Here is a 20479-nt window from a genome sequence, read left to right as displayed (position 1 = left end):
TCTATGTTTTTATGATTTTATGATTTTAAAAACCTAATTGAACACCAAAACTTAGTGAACGAGCTTCGGGATAAGAGTCGGCGGGCTGCTCAGGGCTGTATGCCTCGAAGTCTGTGGATGTCCACAGGTTTTGTCCTGTTACATAAAGCCTTAGTTTCTGCAATCTTAATTTTGAAAGCACGTTTTTCTGGAAGTTGTATCCTAATGTTATATTCTGCAATCTGAAATAAGAGGCATCCTGGCGGGATATAGGTCCCAGGTCTGTTGCTCCATTTGTTGTTGGACGAGGAAATTTGGCCGTTGGATTTTCCGGTGTCCAGTAGTCTACTTTTATCCCATTGAAAACAGCTCGCAGGTTACCACCATATGAGAAATCATACAGGAATGGATTTGACTTCAGAATTCCCTGTACCGTATACAGATCGGCCGAAAAGTCAAAGCCTTTATACTCGGCGCTCAGATTGAAGGAACCATTCCATTTAGGTAGCCTGGAAGTGATCACTTTGTCTTCATCATCCAGTTTTCCATTTCCGTCTCTGTCGTGTAACTTTATATGACCAGGTTCGGCTGTAGGTTGGGCTGATTTAGGTATATCGTCTTTTTCACTTTCCTGCCAGATACCTATTGCTTCGTACGAGTAGAATACACTTATGGGTTGGCCAATGAACCAGCTGTTTGCCGGGTAGTCGTCTTCCACTCCATCTCCATCCAGATCTCCGAACAGTTTCACTATCTTATTTTTGTTCTTGAAGAATGTAAATCCGGCTTGTATGGTTAAATCTCTGTTTTTTACCAACACACCATTCATTTGCAATTCTATTCCTTTATTTTCTATTTCCCCGATATTATCTTTCATGGTTGTATATCCGGTTGAAGAATTTATGGAACGGTTGACCAGCAAATCGGTGGTGTTGGTTTTATAAAACTCTATCGTTCCGGAGATCCGGTTATTGAAGAAACCAAAATCCAGGGCACCATTCAAGGTTGTTGATGTTTCCCATTTCAGGTTTGGATTGGAAAGGTATGTTCCCGGAGCATAGCCCGACATTTGGCCGGCAGCATAATAGTCTAGTCTATCGGCTGAGGCTATACTTCCATACGGAGCAATAGCTTCATTTCCCACACTACCATAACTTGCCCTTAGTTTGAGGTTGGTTAGCCATTTGTATTGTTGCAGGAAGGGTTCCATATAAGCATTCCACCCAATAGCAGCAGCTGGGAATACACCCCATTTTTCGTTGGCTCCGAAAACCGAAGAACCATCCCGGCGACCACTTAGCGACACATAGTATTTTGATGCATAATTGTATTGCACTCTTAAAGCAGTTGATATCAGTCGGCGTTTATAGGCATCAAGTGTAACACCTAGTTTCTCGGCCGATTCAAAACCGTAAATATGCAACATGTCATTCGGTATTAGTGAAGCTGACAGGACATCGGAGTGCTGTCTTTTCTCATTCCAACTTTGTATAAAAGTAGCAGAGATATTGTTTTTACCGAACGAATTCTCGTAAGACAAGATGTTATCTAATGTCCATTCCGAACCATCTCTGTTGGTCAGGCTTCCGCTTCCTTTTCCTGTGGCAACTCCTGCTTCAGAGTTTGCAGTGTTATAGTTTTCCTGTTTATAATTCCAGCTTCTTCTGCTGAGATTTAAACGGTAGTTCAAACCTTTGAATGGTTTAATATCAAAGAATACATTCACTAAGTCTGTTCGGTTCTTCTTCAGCGAAGTTCTTTCGTTCAGGTTTACCAGGGGATTCCAGTTCTCTTGCAATCCGGTTGGATGCATATTCAGATTCCCTTCCTCATCATATACTTTCCCTAAAGGAGAGCAGGTTACGGCATCAATCAATATACCCGACATGCCCGGATCATTCGCCTCTGAAAAACTCAAATTGGCATTAAGCCCGAATGTAAGCCATGAACTTATAATTTGATCTAAGTTGAAGCGTACCTGATATTTTTTGAAATCAGTTTTGCGTACAACTCCTTTTTGGTCTTCGTAACTCAGACTGGTGAATATCTTAGTCTTTTCACCACCGGACGTAACGCTGACGTTATGCTTTTGGATTGTTCCTGTGCGTAGTAATTCCTTTTGCCAGTCGATAAAATCTCCATTTTCAATAGATTGCAATTCCAATGGAGTAAATACATCCGCGTCATCTCCATATACGCCTCCGTTTGTCGTACGGTAGGCCTCCCTTTTATATTGCATGAATTCTTCCGGAGTGTACACTTCAAAATTCCGCTTCACATCCTGGAATCCATAAAAACCGTCATAATTTACAGATGTTTTTCCCGCTGCTCCACGTTTGGTAGTGATAAGGACAACACCATTTGCTGCCCGCGCTCCATATATGGATTGTGCAGCTGCATCTTTTAGTACTTCTACTGATTCAATGTCACTTGCATTCACATCGTTAATAGAGCCAACGGTTACACCATCTGCGATGATAATAGGAGCCGTACCTCCCGATATAGAGTTTACTCCTCTGATTTGAATGTCAGAACCGCCACCAGGACCGGCATAGCTTGTTGTAATTTGTACTCCCGCCGCCTTTCCTCTCAACATTTCACCAATATCGAGCGTTACTGCTTTCTTCATTTCAGCTGCTTTTACAGAAGTTACAGAACTGATTACATCGCTTTTCTTCATAACTCCATAACCTACTACTACCACTTCATCCAGAACAGTCTGGTCTTCGGCCAGTGTAATGAGATAATGGTTTCTTGTGTCAACCGGAACTTCTTTATTCGTGTATCCGGTGTAAGATATAAGTAGTGTTCCTTTCGAAGGTACATTTAATGAGAACTTGCCATCTATATCAGTTATTGTACCCACAGAGGAAGCACTCTTTACAATAATATTCGCCCCAATCAGCGGTTCTCCGTTTTCGTCAGTTATCACTCCTGTAATGTTTTTTCCTCCGGAAGCAGTTTGTGCTGATAGCGGATTATTCCCGATAAACAATAGCAGGAACAGGAAAATACAGGCTGCATTTTTTCCCAGATTAGTTAATGTTACATTTTTCATATATTAAAAGATTAATTTGAGGTAATAAATGATGTGTCACTCACATTGTTTTAATTCCTCCATTTAGAAATTGTATAATGATAGGATCCTTTATTTGCTGTTTCTTTTGCGGTTAGAGATATTCTGTAAACGCAGTCTCCCCATACGGAAGTGAACTTAGGGTCTGTAAGCTCTATTTCTTCTAATGATGGCATAAGTTTATTCATATCATACTCCAACAATGCTTTTTGTCCTTTGGTATTAATGATTATCCGACCGGGCATAGTGAGGTCAATGGCTCCCCATGTCATAAAATTTATTTGGTTTTTCTCTTTAGTTTCCAATAAATCGTATGTGTCGGATATAATCAACTTGTCATTTTTCAACGTGTAACTCCGAATCCATTTGTTTACACCGGCTTCGGTGGGGTAGGCTTTGGAAATGTCCATGGAGAAACTCTTTGCTTTTTCATTGAACACGACTTGTTGTGCATGAAACTCTTTTCCTTCTTTTTGCCCGATACCGTTGATTATGGGAAGGTTATGATAATTGCTTTGCATGCCCCAATTGCCATATCGGTTAGAGTCGAATGTTTGGCGTGTATATGTACCTACTCCGGCATCAATAATGATGGGAATACTATCTATATACAAATTGAAGGTGCCAATATCGTTATGGTTATGACTTTCATCATTGTGTCCACCCTTGGCAGCTACAAAAAATGCGTTCTTGTTGGACATGAAACAAACTTCCGAATCCGGATATGCCATATAAGGCTTATAGCGATGTATCGCGTGACCTGTTCTTAGTTGCCGGTAACAGGTTTGATTACGCAGTGCTCTGTATAAATCAACGCATTGTCGTTTGCCGGATGGCATTATCGCCTCTTTGGAATTGTATCTTGCGATGCTCATATCTACCATATATGTACTGCCAACTGCTTTGCCGAATGTATATAAGAGGAAGTTGTCGGGCGAAGTCCGTGCCGATGCATCCGAGAAGTTAACGATCCACCCTTTGCCAATATATGAGTTGGCAATATATTCAGCCATATTTTTAATCAGCGGCTTATCGAATAAATTAATTCGTCCCTGTGTAGCAGAAGAAAGTAGTTCGAGATAATCGAATAGTTTGCCTGCGGCATGTCCCCAATATCCTGGACCTTCTTCACATGCTCCGTCATCTTTATTGTAATTAATGAACTTATCTACGGATTGTATGGAACGCCACACGGCTTGGGAGAGTTTCTCTTTATCTTCCTCCATCAACAGATAGCACTGCAATACATTGAAGTTAGTCCAGATATTCCAGTTATTGATCAGTCCACCCGGTTTAGTGTTGAATGACATCCACCAGAAACTGGGTTCCTGCATGTATCTGTCTAAAATCCGTCTTTTGATCTCAGATTTCAGGTATGGAGAAATTGCCGGGTTTACTTTATCAAATTCTTCATGTAGAAAATAATATATCCATGATAGGAAAGCGCCCAGGTCGGCAACCTGTATATCAATGATGTTTTCCCTAAAATCCGGCATGACCTTATTATTCTTCTGCATATTCAGGTGTGCGGATACCGCCCATGTAGTCATTTCGCAATACTGAAAAACACCATTGATGATTTGGTCGATAAAGCGTCCTTTACCTTCGGCCAGCTCTGCGATTACGAGCTTTGATATAGTATGGTTATTCAGTCCGAAGGGAACTTGCATAGCATCGCGCGAACCGCTACGTTGAAATTCAAGGTAATCCATGGCAGTAATGAGTTTCCATTGATAGTTGAGTAACTCTTCTCCTTCCCGGATATACTCTTCTTTATACTCTCCGAGAAAATCATCCCAAGCCTTCCGGTCGTTATACTTCGGGTAGGAAACCCATTGTTGGTTCGATAGAAGTATTTCTTTCAGAACCTCTATGCTGCCTGCTTCTTTTTGCAGAAGATTGCGTTCGGTATATCCCATTGCATTGGATAAGGGATATATCAGCCAGATAAAGAGTAATGTAAAGGAGGTGTTTTTCATATTCGTTTTTTTATTTGACCGACAACTGTTTGTATCGGAGCAATGCTTCGAGGAAATAGTAATCTGCATATATTAATGGAACGGTTATTTCGCTGTCTCCGGGAAAGTTTCCTACGGATTGATCAAGGATAAATGAATGATTTCCTTTATAAAGATAATGACTACTCAAAGATTGCAATGCCTCTTCTGCAAAATCATAGTATTTTTTTCCTTTCTCACCCAAAATATAGCTTAATTCGAGCATTCCGGATATAGCTATGGTGGCAGCTGATACATCGCGGGGAATAATCTTATACTTATTCATATCATAGCCGAACAATGGGGTATATCCTGGTTCGTTGACGTTGAAATCCCAGTAAGGAATCTTATCTTCCGGTAGGTTTGGATGTTGAATATAGAAGTCGGCTATGCGTTGGGCAGCTTCCAAATATTTAGGGTTCCTGGTTTCCCGATAAGTCATTGTGAAACCATAAATACTCCAGCCTTGTCCGCGTGCCCAAGTCGAGTTATCGGCAAATCCCTGCCGGGTACCTAGTCCGGTTGCTTGTCCGCTAATGGTGTCGTAATTAACGACATGGTAGCTACTGTAATCTTCTCTGATATGATTCTCCAATGTTCTATCTGCATGGCTGATTGCTATATTTCTGAATGTGTCATCGTTGGTTACTTTAGAAGCGAAAAACAAGAGTTCGAGATTCATCATATTGTCGATGATTACAGGACAACGCCAGGCTTCTCCACCCCAGGAGCGACTGAAATCCCAGGATTGTATAATTCCGGCATTCTTTCTGAAACGGGTGGAAAGAGATTTGGCCGAGTTAATCAGTATGCCCTTATAGTCTTCGTTTTGAGTCAGGCGATAACCATTTCCATAACTGCAATACATCATAAAACCAACATCATGGTGGTCTGTGAAATATTGTAGAGGCAATAACTTTTGACTTTGGGTCTCCGCGGCTTGTTTCCAATAATCATCATTGGTGAGTTCGTACATATACCACAAAACACCGGGAAAGAACCCGCTTGTCCAATCTTCAATATCAACCATATCCAATTCACCGGACGGTAGTACTGAACGGGGTAATTTCTCCGAGTCACCGACAGCCGACAGTAGATTGCGCATTTGTGTATCGGCGAATTCAATGTTTTGATCCACAAAGTTCTTATCCGGTTGCTTGCAGGAAGTAATACTGATTAGACATAAAACCGAGAATAGCAGGCATGTTAATGTAGAGTTTTTCATATTCATTTAATTAGTTAGTTGTATCCTATAACAATCTTTTTACCTATGATATTATTTATTACTTCTGAATGACGATACCGGGAGTCCTTGGTTACCAAATATTTCGCTTTCCGCATAATCTGTAAAGGCATAACGGATAGCTACCGGCTGAGGGACTTTTGCAGAGAACGCATACATTTTGTTCTCATCAAGTACGACAGTTGCTGGGTACCAACGGTTATTGTCTCCGGAAAGCTGAACACTTTTGATTTCTTTTCCATACGAGGTAAGCCCCCCTCTGGCATTGGCGAAAGTGACTATAGCTCTGCCATTTTCAAAGTTTATGTTTTGTACAGCCGGACTTTTATATGGAATGCCCTTTATCTGATATGTTTCACTCAACGCCCAATAGGCAAAACGTTCTCCGGCTTCTTGCTTTTTAGGTGGATGGATACAATCCGGGCTGTGCGAATCCATCAAAACGATCATGCCGGAGTTAGGTATCGTTTTCATGGCATCCAGTTGAGCTTCTCTTAAATAAGCAGAGTTATGCACGGAATTGTTATTATATGGAGCTATCTGTGCATAGTAAAAAGGAAAATCTCCTTGCTTCCATTGCGTACGCCAATCCTTAACCATTGTTTCCATATAATTACCGTATTGAGAAGCTCTGCTTATATCACTTTCGCCCTGATACCAAATAGCGCCACGTATAGCGTAACAAAAGAATGGATGTAACATACCATTGTACAGTGCAGCGGGACTTTGCTTCGGATTCTCCATGTCCTCTTTATGTGGTATTACTTTATCTCCAAAAGGCTTCAGGTTTTCTTCACCTACCCATGCTTTAATGCTCGAACCACCCCAACTAACCACTATAAGCCCGATGGGTATATCTGTAACCTGGTTCACAAGCCGTCCGAAGAAATAAGCTGTAGCGCTAAATGCGGATACATTTTCGGGAGTTGCTTCCAACCACTTTCCTCTGCAATCATCCAGCGGAACAGATGCATATTCACGTTCAACTGTAAAAAGGCGAATATGGCTGTTCTGGGATTTTACAATCGCATCTAATGAATGGTTAACCGGTTGATTCCCATATCCATACATAGGCATCTCCATATTGGATTGTCCTGCACATATCCATACTTCACCTATCAATACATTGTTAAGCGTAAGCTTTTCTCCATCACTTATATCAATATGATAAGGACCTCCGGCCGGAGGAGTTGATATGTTGGTTTGCCATTTACCTTGGCTATTCGAACGAATTGTATAAGATTTGTTGTTCCATGATGTTTTAATATGCACGGTTGCATTAATTTTAGACCACCCCCAGATCGTTGTTTCTGTTTTTTGTTGGAGAATCATATTATCACAGAAAAAAGAGGGTAGTTTTATGGCTGCTTGGCTCTTTTCGGAAATCCCAATGCATACCCCAAATGCTATAACATATAATAGAATGTTTTTCATGATGTGATTGAAATAAAAATTAGCTTTAATACTTCGATGTTTTTCAATAGCAAAGGAACGGAATCAGGTGATTTATCTTATGAATAAAAGTCCGCAATAAGATATATTATAATACATTAAGTAAATCTGTAATAAACTGTAATTGTTTGATATCTAGTGTGTTATTTGCTTATTGTACGATTGTCGTCATAGAATTGAATTTTTCGATACTAATTTTCAATACTATTTGCGTAATATTACGTTAGAATAAACAAAAGGAATTTAAACAATGAAGCTTTTGCGATTAATCCTATTTACTACGTATCTTTTAATACCTGCTTTTCTTTCAGGGAACAATTTCCTGTTCGAACATCTGGGGGTAGACGATGGCCTGTCTCATGTAACTGTAAACTGCGCCTATCAGGATGAACTTGGCATGATATGGTTTGGTACAAGGGACGGACTGAATAAATATGATGGTAATGAAGTCAAAACATTTAAGCAAATATATGGAGATGCTACCACCACGAACAGCACAATTATCAAAACAATTGTCGGGGATGGTAATGGCTATTTGTATTTTCAGACACCAATGGCTGTGATCCGGTTTGACATAAAGAAAGAGACGTTCAATACACTTCTGGATGAAGGAAATGGAGCTTTAGCTATCGGGAAGAATGGAATATGGATCGGAGTCAAGAGTAAATTGTATCTCTATAATTCCCGTAACGAAGAGTTGAAGCTTGTACATACCATAAAAGATGCATCATTCAATTCTATCTTTGAATCATCGGATCAGGTTTGTTTATTAGGAACAAATTCGGGTTTATATACGCTTGATGCTAACAATACATTATCGAAATTTATTCCAGCATCTATTGTAAATGCTGTTTATGAGGACCGGAATAAGAATATATGGATATGTACGCATGCCAATGGATTGGTGAAGATGTGCAAAAATGAAATAGTGAAATATTATACACACCAATCCAATAATCCGAAATCAATTGTTAATAACTCGGTAAGAACCATCTGCGAAGATGATTTCGGCTACTTGTGGATTGGTTCACAGTTTGGACTTAGCCGTATGAATATTATGGCGGAGGAGTTTCAAACCTATACCCATGATGTGGCAAACAGAGGTAGTCTGACTTCAAACTCAGTCATGAACCTTTTCAAAGACAGGCAAGGCACAATCTGGATCAGCACCTTTTTTGGTGGAGTAAACTATATGAATCCCGAAGACCAAAAAATAAGCTATTATTATCAGAGTCCCAAAGGATTACCATATCCCATAGTCGGTAAGTTCACAGAGGATAAGAATAAACTTATCTGGATTACCACCGAAGGGGGAAGCAGCATTGCTTCATTCAATCCACAAACAACAGAATTTGTATCTTATAGCATCCCAGGCAATAACTATAAGGAAATTTATTACGATTCCTCCGAACATTGTTTATGGCTAGGAACACATTTGTATGAGATTATCCGCTTTGATATAGCTACTCAAAAAACAATTGTTTATAAGAGCGATATCAACGATCCAAGTAATTATTTTGGCAGGCACATTTGGGCTATACGACCGTATGATAATAAATTGGTAATTGGATCTACCATAGGTGTACGGCTTTATGATCCTGAAACCCGGAAGAGTACCCATTTCTTGCCGGAAATCAATACATTGGTAACTTCGATGATTATTGATTCTCATAATAAACTATGGGTGGGAACCGAGAAAAAAGGATTGTTTTGCTATGATTTAAACCATAAGGCATTGTTTCATTATACAAATAAAAATGATGCGACCAACAGCTTAAGTTCTAATAGCATCAATTGTATAATTGAGGACAAAAAACAACAAATATGGGTGGGAACCAATGGAGGAGGATTGAACTTGTTTCGCCCCGATAGTAATGATTTTCAAGTTTACACGCAAGAGAAAGATAATCTTATAGATAATACCATTACTGCACTTGCGGCATCCATGACCAACCATATCCTGATAGGTACAAATGTTGGAGTATCGTCTTATGATATGGATAAGGATAAATTCTCTAATTACTCTTATAAAAATGGTTTTCCTTTGTCGACCATTAACGAAGGGAGCCTTTTTGTTTCCTCACAAGGAGACATTTTTGCAGGAGGTGTTACAGGAATGGTAATGTTTTCGGAAGACGACCTACAACCTATACGTAAACCTTTTAATATTCAATTTACCAAATTATATATAAATAATAAAGAAATAAGCCAGGGTGATGCTCCCGCTGTTTTATCATCTTCCGTACCTTATGTTGATCAGATAAATATCCAACCCCGGACTTCTGCTTTTTCTATTTGCTTTACCACAGATAATTATATTAAATCCTTTCAGGATGATGTAGAATACCGTTTATATGGCTATGAATCGGAATGGATGGATGCTCAGTTTGGACGAATGTTGACTTATACCAACCTGAATCCCGGAGAATACCTGTTGGAATTAAGAGCAAAAGATTTTCCGGAGATAACCAAACAGATGAAAATTATAGTAGAGCCTCCTTTTTACAGGACATGGCTTGCTTATCTGGTTTATATTTTAATTCTGGCGGCTATTATATATTGGGTGCTGAAGCAGATGAAGGCACGTTTTAACCTGAGGACATCATTGGAATTAGAGAAAAAAGAAAAAGAGAAGAATGAAGAAATCACTCAGGCTAAATTACGCTTCTTTACTAATATCTCACATGAGATCCGGACACCTATTACTTTAATCATGGGACAGACCGAGCATCTTCTGCAATCGTTTAATGTTCCTCCGATGGTGTATAATAAAATCATGAATATTAATAAGAATGCGAATAACCTGTATGCATTGATAAATGAATTATTGGATTTCAGGAAACAGGAACAAGGATATTTGCAGTTAAAAATATCATACTTGAATCTGGTAGAGTTGATTGAAGAAATCTATCTGACCTTTAAAGAATATGCGTCTAACAATCAGATTACATTCAATTTTGAGAAAGATTTGGATGAAGCGTTTGTGTGGATTGACAAAGAGCAAATGCAGAAGGTGATAAACAACCTTTTGTCGAATGCTTTTAAATATACCCCCAAGGGAGGGGCTATAACTTTATCTGTCAGGAGTGTAAAGGATACCATCTCTTTTTCGGTGACGGATACTGGTCAGGGAATTGAACTGAGTAAAATGGAAAGAATATTTGATCGTTTCTTTCAGGCCGATTTTTCAAACAAGATTTCGGGAACAGGAATTGGCTTAGCTTTGGCTAAAGGTATTGTAGAGGCTCATTCGGGATGTATAAAAGTAAAAAGTGAATTGAATAAAGGTTCTACTTTTACAGTCAGTCTAAAAACGGGAGATGCTCATTTTGATGCTAATGTCATTCGTAAGGCCGCCGAGGTGGCAGTTGTTAATGATAGTGACCTTGAACCCGAGTTTGTGGAAGAAATGCTGAAGTCCTCCGGGAATGAAACAGAGAGAAGCAGAATAGTGATAGTGGAAGATAATGAGGATGTCAGGAATTTATTGGAAGAAGTTCTGTCCCCATTGTTTATGGTAGAAACTGCTGTTGACGGTGAAGATGGCCTTCAAAAGGCCAGAGAATTGTTGCCGGATTTAATCATTAGTGATATCATGATGCCAAAAATGTCGGGTATAGACCTTTGCTCCATGATAAAGAATAATCTCGACACATGTCATATCCCGGTTATCTTATTAACGGCTAAGACGGCTGTTGAACATAAATTTGAAGGACTGCGGTTAGGCGCGGATGATTATATTGTAAAGCCATTCGATTTAAAACTGCTGATATTAAGATGCAACAACCTTATTAATTCCAGAAAAATATTGCAAACTAAATTCATACAGCAACCAACGTTGGCGGACTTAAATATTGCAACAACTGCAATTGACCAGAAAATAATTGAAAAGGCCACCAAGGTAGTAGAACAGAATTTGAGTAATAGCGATTTTAATATAGACATCTTTGCATCCAAAATGGGATTGGGACGTACCTCCTTATTTAGTAAAATCAAAGGTGTTACAGGGCTTACTCCCAATAACTTTATCCTGAATATCAGATTGAAAAAGAGTTCGGAGATGTTGTTGAACAATCCTGAACTTAATATCAGCGAAATTGCTTTTTCATTAGGGTTTTCAGATGCCAGATATTACAACAAATGCTTCAAAAGTCTGTTTGGTTATACACCGAGCGAATATAGGAAAAAAGAAATATCAACAAAGGTAAAGAACAATAATGAGTAGGCGGGGAGGGGTATAAACTATTTCTTTGTATTTTTGTATCTTATCTTTAGTTTTTTATAAAATGGATGCAAATAACGATAAACCTCGCAGCGGCACATTGCCGCTAACTTCTCTTTTCGGAATAAAGTACCCTATTATACAGGGTGGTATGGTGTGGTGTAGCGGTTGGCGATTGGCTTCTGCGGTAAGTAATGCCGGTGGACTTGGCCTTCTGGGAGCAGGTTCTATGTACCCTGAAGTATTGCGGGAGCATATCCGTAAATGCCGTACGGCCACAGATAAACCTTTTGGGGTGAATGTTCCATTAATGTATCCGCAGATTGAAGAAATTATGCAAATCCTGGTCGAAGAAAAAGTAAAAATAGTATTTACTTCTGCCGGGAATCCTAAAACCTGGACAGCTTGGTTGCAGCATCGGGGAATTACGGTAGCCCATGTGGTGTCGTCGTCAAAATTTGCTATTAAGTGTGAAGAGGCTGGGGTAGATGCTATCGTGGCTGAAGGATTTGAAGCCGGAGGGCATAACGGTAGGGAAGAGACTACAACGCTTTGCCTTATTCCTGCTGTTCGTAAGGCAACAACTTTACCTTTAATCGCTGCCGGAGGAATTGGTACGGGAGAATCCATATTTGCTGCAACTGTATTGGGTGCCGAAGGTGTACAGATAGGAACTCGTTTTGCTTTGACAAAAGAAAGTTCCGCTAGTGAAGCTTTTAAAGAATACAGCCTTCGTTTAAACGAAGGAGATACCAAACTGTTGCTGAAGAAACTGGCTCCTACACGATTAGTGAAGAATACATTCAGAGATGCTGTGGAAGAAGCTGAAAACAGGGGTGCTTCGGCAGAAGAATTGCGTGAGTTGTTAGGACGCGGAAGAGCTAAAAAAGGAATCTTTGAGGGCGACCTGGAAGAAGGAGAGTTGGAAATAGGTCAGGTTGCTGCACTCTTCCGGCAAATCGAATCTGTAGACGAAGTGATGACGGAATTGATTGAAAACTATAATAAGGCTGTGAATCGTAACTATTCGATATTTTAACTCCTTTACATGATATCCATAACTCTAAGAGTTGTCAGCACAACTCTTAAAGTTATGGGAATAACTCCTCGAGTTATCACAACAACTCTTAGAGTTATTCGTTTATAATACTAGTGGTTCATACTTAAGTCCGAAAGTTTCTGCAACAGCTTCATAAACGACCTTGCCGTTAACTACATTCAAGCCTAGTGCTAAAGCGGGATCCTGACGGCAGGCTTCTTTCCAACCTTTATCGGCCAATTGTATCGTATAAGGTAGTGTAGCATTGGTTAATGCCATGGTTGAAGTACGAGGTACTGCTCCCGGGATATTGGCTACACAATAGTGAACGATATCATCTACTACGTATGACGGTTCGGCATGTGTAGTGGGGTGGGAGGTTTCAAAGCAACCGCCCTGGTCGATGGCTACATCTACCAATACGCTTCCTTTACCCAAATATCTGAGCATATCCCGTGTAATGATATGTGGCGCTTTTGTACCGGGAATTAATACAGCTCCGATAATCAGGTCGGTAGATGGTAATTCTTTTATAATATTATGAGTAGATGAATATAGTGTTTTTACATTAGCCGGCATTACTTCATCCAGATGACGTAGCCGCGGAAGGGAGATATCTGTGATTGTTACATCGGCACCCAGTCCGGCAGCCATAAGAGCAGCGCTGTAGCCTACAACCCCTCCGCCAAGTACCAGTACTTTGGCTGGTTTAACACCGGGAACTCCACCCATTAGAAGCCCTTTTCCACCCTGAGGCTTTTCGAGGAAACGGGCACCTTGCTGGGTTGACATACGTCCGGCAACCTCACTCATCGGGACAAGTAGTGGCAAACTACCGTCTGGCTTTTCTACGGTTTCATATGCCAGACAAACGGAACCGGTTTCAATCATAGCAAGTGTCAACTTTTCCTCAGATGCAAAATGAAAATAAGTAAACAATAGCTGATCTTTTTTGATCAGTTTATATTCCGGCTCAATAGGCTCTTTTACCTTAACGATCATTTCTGCAATGCCATAAACCTCTTCAATCGTAGGCAGAATCTTCGCACCAACATCTAGATATTCTTCATCCGGAAATCCACTATTGCTACCCGCAGTATGTTGTACATAAACTGTATGCCCTCTTTTAACAAGTTCACCAACGCCACTTGGGGTCATACCTACACGGTTCTCATTGTTCTTGATTTCTTTTGGAATTCCAATTATCATATTGTTAGTATTTAGGGGTTAAACATGCCGTAAGTTAGAAATAAATTGCACACATTGTCACTTTAACCGATATGTTTTACAACACGCGGACAGCGAGGCGTTGCCAAGTTTCCATGCGGTAGCGAGGCATTGTACCCAGATTTTGGCGTGACACCACATACCGTAGGGGCAGGCCTTGTGTCTGCCCTCGACGGCGAATGGTGAAACTAATGATACATCTTGCGGCGTCGAGGGCGGACACAAGGCCCGCCCCTACAGATTGCCAATTAGAAAGAACTTAGTGGTCTTGTAGGTTAATTTTCAATTTTCAATTCTCAACTATTAATTAAAATACAGTATATTTGCATATTTAGCGGCTTTTTGCCGACAACCAAAGAAAGAATTATCATAATGAAAAAATATATTGCTGCTTTCCTATTGATCTGCGGTTTCCAGGTTCATGCACAGGAAGCACCCCAAGCCAAATTTACTCCACCATTTGATTTTCCACTCTTCCTGAGCGGTAATTTCGGAGAATTGCGCGCCAACCACTTTCATGGCGGATTGGATTTTAAAACACAAGGCGCTTCCGGAAAGAAAGTCCTTGCCATTGCCGATGGTTATATATCACGTATACGCGTAACACATGGGTCGGGATACGTGCTCGATGTTTGCTATGATAATGGTTACTCGACCATAAACCGCCATCTTTCGGGCTTTGTATCTCCTATAGCCCAACGTGTGGAGGATTTACAGTACACCAATGAATCCTGGGAAGTGACGATTACTCCCGAAAAAGATGAATACCGGGTGAAAGCCGGACAACAGATTGCCTGGAGTGGGAATACCGGATATTCCTTTGGCCCCCATCTGCACCTGGATATGTTTGAAGATGCAACCGGCGATTATATTGACCCACTTCCTTTCTTTAAAAAACACCTGAAAGATACCCGTGCTCCCGAAGTTATGGGCTTTATGCTTTTCCCTCAAATGGAAAAAGGTGTGGTGAATAAAAAAAGTACTCCCCAAACGTTTGGACTGAATCAGAAAGATACCATCCGGGCGTGGGGTGTTATAGGCTCGGCCATCCGGGCTTATGACCATATGAATGAGGTAGGCAACCGGTATGGTGTACATACGGTTATTCTCGAAGTAGATGGTGAAGAAGTATTCCGCAGTGTTGTAGATCGTTTTTCGGAATATGAGAACCGCATGATCAACTCCTGGGCTTACGATAATAAATATATGAAATCATTTATCGAACCGGGTAATACACTCCGTATGCTTACGGCCAGCAATGATAACCGCGGACTGATTACTATAAATGAAGAGCGGAATTATCGTTTCCGGTACACATTGAAGGATGGTTATGGAAATACCAGTCGGTTTAGCTTTGTTGTAAAAGGTACTCCACAGGCGATAAAGCCTTTAGGACAGCGCGATAGGCATATTTTCCGTTGGAACAAAGTGAATTATCTACAGGAACCGGGATTGGATCTGGTTATTCCGAGGGGAATGTTGTATGACGATGTGGCGTTGAACTATGCTGTTCGTGCAGATTCCGCAGCGGTAGCTTTTACTTATCAGTTACATAATGAATGGGTGCCTCTGCATCGTTACTGCGATATACAGATTGGCGTTCGCCGGAAGGTGATTGCCGACACCACGAAGTACTATATGGTGCGGGTAAACAATAAAGGCCAGTTTAGCTCTGTCGGAGGAAAATATGAGGACGGTTATGTCAAGTCGCGCATACGTGAACTGGGAACCTATACCATTGCCATTGATACGATACCGCCTACAGTAACGGCCGTTAACCCAGCAAATTGGGCAAAGAGCGGAAAGATTATTTATAAAGTAAAAGAAGAACAAACGGGTATTAAATCTTACAAAGGAACTGTTGATGGTGAATATGCGCTTTTCGGACGTCATAACTCCATGAGCGGATTGATAGAATATACAATTGATCCGAAGCGGGTGAAGAAAAGCGGTAAGCACATCGTGGAGTTTACCGTAGAAGATGGTTGTGGTAATGTAACCATAGAACGAAATCAATTTAATTATTAAATAAACTTACTGGAACATGAAAAAAAGGATGATCTTGTGTGCTGCTATATGCTTAGTAGCCGTGGCGGAAGTTTTCGCTTGTACCAATTTGATTGTAGGTAAAAACGCATCTACAGATGGTTCGACCATTGTTTCCTATTCGGCCGATTCCTACGGCCTTTTTGGTGAACTGTATCACTATCCTGCTGCTACCTATAAAAAAGGAACTATGCTGGATGTCTACGAGTGGGATACAGGCAAGTATTTGGGACAGATCGAACAAGCTCGTCAAACCTATAATGTAGTAGGAAATATCAATGAGTTCCAGGTAACTATTGGCGAAACTACTTTTGGTGGACGTCCTGAGTTGACAGATACACTGGGTATTATTGACTACGGTAGTCTGATTTATATCGGCTTGCAACGTTCCCGTACGGCTCGCGAAGCCATTAAAGTAATGACTGATTTGGTGCAACAATATGGTTATTACAGTGGTGGTGAATCATTTACGATTGCCGACCCGAACGAAATCTGGATCATGGAAATGATTGGCAAAGGCCCCGGTATCCGTGGTGCAGTTTGGGTAGCTGTCCGTGTGCCCGATGATTGTATTTCCGGTCATGCCAACCAGGCGCGCATCCATACTTTTGATATGAATGATAAGAACAACTGCATATATTCTCCCGATGTGGTTTCCTTTGCCCGTGAGCAAGGTTACTTTGATGGCGTAAACAAAGACTTTAGTTTTGCCAATGCGTACAATCCGTTGGATTTTGGCGGTCGTCGTTATTGTGAAGCACGCGTTTGGAGTTATTTCAATATGTTTACCGACAGAGGCAACGAGTTTCTGCCTTATATTACCGGAGAAACAAATAATCCGATGCCGCTTTATCTGAAGGCAAATCGTAAGATCTCCGTACAAGATATTAAAAACGCTATGCGCGATCATTATGAAGGTACCGCGTTGGATATCTCTAATGATTTTGGCGCCGGTCCATACAAAACGCCTTATCGCCTTTCTCCATTGAGTTTTGAGGTAGATGGTCAGAAATACTTCAACGAACGCCCTATTTCTACTCAGCAACCGGGATTTGTTTTCGTATCTCAGATGCGTGCCGATAAACATAATCCAATCGGTGGAGTATTGTGGTTTACGCTTGACGATGCGAATATGAGTGTATTTACTCCGGTATATTGCTGTACAACCAAGGTGCCCGATTGCTATGCACCGAATGGAGCCGATTATGCTACATTCTCCTGGGAATCTTCATTCTGGATCTATAACTGGGTGTCCAACATGGTTTATCCACGCTATAACCTGATGATTGATGATTTGCGTGCCGTCCAGACTGAACTGGAAACCACATTCAACGAAATGCAGGAAAGTGTTGAATCTACTGCGACAAAATTGTATGAAAAAGATCCGGCAGCAGCGAAAGCATTTTTGACCAACTATACGGGAATGACAGCGCAAAATACATTCCATACATGGAAGAAACTGGGAGAATTTTTGATTGTAAGATATAACGATGGTATCATTCAGCAAGTAAAAGACGGAAAGTTCCTGCGTAATGAAATTGGTCGTCCGGCACGGGTTATCCGTCCGGGATATCCGAAGGAATTCCTCGAAGAATATGTGAAAAAAACTGGCGACAGATATAAGATAAACGAATAGAATTAACGGAAGGCTGCCCAATGGGGTGGCCTTTCTTGTTATTTGGATGGAATAGTTAAAAATCATATATCTTGAGTTTCTTCATCAAATGAGCTATGAAGAAATAGTTCAGGTTATGGATATGTCCGAACAGGCTGCACGGAATCTGACTTATCGGGCTATGGAGAAGATGAGAAAGGAAAAACCAGATCTTATGATATGGGTTATTTTCTTACTTCTGATATCGAAATGACAGAAAATCTGCAATTCAATAAGAACTACTTTCGGATTCTATAAGAGTTTGGCGATCCTCCTATATGTTTTGGTTCTTATTCACTTGCACCGAAAGTGAATAAGAACCAGTTTTAAATGAATAACATTAATTGGTAATCACTAGAGGCTGTTAAGTATTCTATTAATAGGAACTTAACAGCTTTCTTTATAGAGAGATATTATGCCGCATGGAAACCTGGCTGCGGCACCTTGCCGCCACCTCGCTGCGAATTAATTTACCCAAATGGTAGGAAATACAAACTAATTCTATAAATTTGTGACTTGGTTAAAACGAAAGATTAACTTAAATAACAGAATATGGATAACCTGGAACTTATTAAAGAAGTAACTGCAAAAGCCCAGAAATGGCTAACACCGGCATACGATGCTGAAACTCAGGCAGAAGTAAAACGTATGTTAGAGAATGAAGATAAAACTGAACTTATCGAATGTTTCTATAAAGACCTTGAATTTGGTACGGGCGGACTTCGCGGTATCATGGGTGTGGGTAGCAACCGTATGAACATTTATACAGTAGGTGCTGCAACTCAAGGACTTTCAAACTACCTGAATGCGAATTTTGCAGCTCTCCCTCAGATATCTGTAGTTGTGGGTCATGACTGCCGTAACAATAGCCGTAAGTTTGCCGAGATTTCTGCAAATATCTTCTCGGCCAACGGAATTAAAGTTTACTTATTCGAAGCGCTTCGTCCAACTCCTGAGGTTTCGTACGCGATCCGTCACCTGGGTTGCCAGAGCGGTATTATCCTGACGGCTTCTCACAATCCGAAAGAATACAACGGTTACAAAGCATACTGGGACGATGGTGCGCAAGTACTTGCTCCACACGATACAGGTATCATTGACGAAGTAAACAAGATTGCTTCTGCTTCGGATATTAAATTTGATGGTAAGAACGATTTGATCCAGATCGTTGGTGAAGACGTAGACAAACCTTATCTGGATGCTGTTAAGACAGTTTCTTTAGATCCTGAGGCAATCAAACGTCATCACGATATGAAGATTGTGTACACTCCGATTCATGGTACAGGTGTGACATTGATTCCTCGCGCATTGAAAATGTGGGGGTTCACCAATATTATTAATGTACCCGAGCAAGATGTGATCAGTGGTGATTTCCCAACCGTGAAATCTCCTAATCCGGAAGAGCCTGCTGCGCTGTCAATGGCTATTGAGAAAGCCAAAGCTACGGATGCGGAACTGGTGATGGCCAGTGACCCGGATGCCGACCGTGTGGGTATTGCTTGTAAAGACGATAAAGGCGAGTGGGTACTGATTAATGGTAACCAAACCTGCCTGATGTATTTATATTATATCCTTACTCAATACAAAGCACTGGGTAAGATTCAGGGTAACGAGTTCTGTGTTAAAACGATCGTTACGACTGAGTTGATCAAGGTAATCGCCGATAAGAATAATATCGAAATGCTTGACTGCTATACCGGATTCAAATGGATTGCCCGTGAGATTCGTTTGCTGGAAGGCAAGAAGAAATACATCGGTGGTGGTGAAGAAAGCTACGGATTCCTTGCCGAAGACTTTGTACGCGATAAAGATGCTGTATCTGCTTGTTGCTTAATTGCTGAGATTGCAGCGTGGGCAAAGGATAATGGTAAAACGCTTTACGAATTGCTTAAAGATATTTATGTTGAATACGGATTCTCTAAAGAAAAAGGTATCAGCGTTGTGAAACCGGGTAAGAGCGGTGCGGACGAGATCAAACAAATGATGGTGAATTTCCGCAATAATCCTCCAAAAGAGATGGCAGGTTCTAAGATCATTCTTTGGAAGGACTTCCAGACGTTGAAACAAACGGATGCTGCGGGTAATGTTACGGATTTGGATATGCCCGATACTTCAAACGTACTTCAATACTTCACAGAAGATGGTAGTAAAGTATCTATCCGTCCGTCGGGAACTGAACCAAAGATCAAATTCTATATTGAAGTAAAAGGCGAAATGGGTTGCCGCAACTGCTACGACGGTGCGAATGCCGATGCCGATGAAAAGATTAAAGCTGTAATGGCTTCGCTGGGAGTATAAGCGGTGTAGTTGTAGAATAATAAATAGTTTAGGAGGATGAATCCAAATCTCCTGCAAATATTCATTTTTTTTGAATTTGCAGCAGGGTTGGATTCGTCCTCTTTTTTTTGTTTACTATTTTAGATATACTTTTGGATCAAGCAGGAAAATAGGTTAACTAGTTAAATTATCCCTTTGTTTTGGTTCTAAAAAAGGTCGGTGCCATTCTAGTGAGATGTCCTAGGTATTCTAATAGTTTGCCTGGGA

General features: G+C 40.7%; 11 protein-coding genes. 6 read left to right on the top strand and 5 right to left on the bottom strand.

The window, feature by feature from the left end; all coding sequences use genetic code 11:
• Positions 1 to 25 precede the first annotated feature (25 nt).
• From D0T87_RS07710 to D0T87_RS07695, 4 genes are read right to left on the bottom strand one after another with little or no spacing between them, the layout of a single operon-like run.
• Positions 26 to 3037: a TonB-dependent receptor gene (locus D0T87_RS07710; protein ID WP_163174463.1), complete on the bottom strand. Its 3012-nt coding sequence runs from the start codon at positions 3035 to 3037 to the stop codon at positions 26 to 28.
• 50 nt (positions 3038 to 3087) lie between these two features.
• Positions 3088 to 5034, bottom strand: coding sequence for a heparinase II/III family protein (locus tag D0T87_RS07705; protein WP_163174461.1), 1947 nt, complete (start codon positions 5032 to 5034; stop codon positions 3088 to 3090).
• Positions 5035 to 5044: 10 nt separating this feature from the next.
• Complete coding sequence (locus tag D0T87_RS07700; RefSeq protein ID WP_239063548.1) at positions 5045 to 6277, bottom strand: glycoside hydrolase family 88 protein; 1233 nt, start codon at positions 6275 to 6277, stop codon at positions 5045 to 5047.
• 51 nt (positions 6278 to 6328) lie between these two features.
• Positions 6329 to 7729: a sialate O-acetylesterase gene (locus tag D0T87_RS07695; RefSeq protein ID WP_163174456.1), complete on the bottom strand. Its 1401-nt coding sequence runs from the start codon at positions 7727 to 7729 to the stop codon at positions 6329 to 6331.
• 277 nt (positions 7730 to 8006) lie between these two features.
• Here D0T87_RS07695 and D0T87_RS07690 point away from each other — a divergent pair, with 277 nt between their 5' ends.
• Together D0T87_RS07690 and D0T87_RS07685 are read left to right on the top strand one after the other, a co-directional pair.
• Positions 8007 to 11972, top strand: coding sequence for a two-component regulator propeller domain-containing protein (locus tag D0T87_RS07690; protein ID WP_163174454.1), 3966 nt, complete (start codon positions 8007 to 8009; stop codon positions 11970 to 11972).
• Between the two features lie 61 nt (positions 11973 to 12033).
• Complete coding sequence (locus D0T87_RS07685; RefSeq protein ID WP_163174452.1) at positions 12034 to 13008, top strand: nitronate monooxygenase family protein; 975 nt, start codon at positions 12034 to 12036, stop codon at positions 13006 to 13008.
• 102 nt (positions 13009 to 13110) lie between these two features.
• On the opposite strand, the gene ald is transcribed toward D0T87_RS07685, so the two are convergent.
• On the bottom strand, positions 13111 to 14217 hold the full coding sequence (ald, locus tag D0T87_RS07680; protein WP_163174450.1) for an alanine dehydrogenase: 1107 nt from the start codon (positions 14215 to 14217) through the stop codon (positions 13111 to 13113).
• 390 nt (positions 14218 to 14607) lie between these two features.
• Between ald and D0T87_RS07675 the strand changes: the two genes are divergently transcribed.
• The 4 genes from D0T87_RS07675 (at position 14608) to D0T87_RS07660 (ending at position 20233) form a co-directional block, all read left to right on the top strand.
• Positions 14608 to 16263: a M23 family metallopeptidase gene (locus D0T87_RS07675; RefSeq protein ID WP_163174448.1), complete on the top strand. Its 1656-nt coding sequence runs from the start codon at positions 14608 to 14610 to the stop codon at positions 16261 to 16263.
• A gap of 16 nt (positions 16264 to 16279) precedes the next feature.
• Entirely contained in the window at positions 16280 to 17917 is a 1638-nt protein-coding gene (locus D0T87_RS07670; protein WP_163174446.1) for a C69 family dipeptidase, read from the top strand.
• Positions 17918 to 17978: 61 nt separating this feature from the next.
• Entirely contained in the window at positions 17979 to 18149 is a 171-nt protein-coding gene (locus D0T87_RS07665) for a sigma factor-like helix-turn-helix DNA-binding protein (RefSeq protein WP_370526826.1), read from the top strand.
• A gap of 338 nt (positions 18150 to 18487) precedes the next feature.
• Complete coding sequence (locus D0T87_RS07660) at positions 18488 to 20233, top strand: phospho-sugar mutase (RefSeq protein ID WP_163174444.1); 1746 nt, start codon at positions 18488 to 18490, stop codon at positions 20231 to 20233.
• Positions 20234 to 20479: the final 246 nt, after the last annotated feature.

The sequence above is a fragment of the Bacteroides sp. 51 genome (assembly GCF_010500965.1).
Taxonomy (GTDB): domain Bacteria; phylum Bacteroidota; class Bacteroidia; order Bacteroidales; family Bacteroidaceae; genus Bacteroides.
Note: the sequence above shows the minus strand (reverse complement) of the source record. Positions and strands in the feature narration are given on the sequence as shown.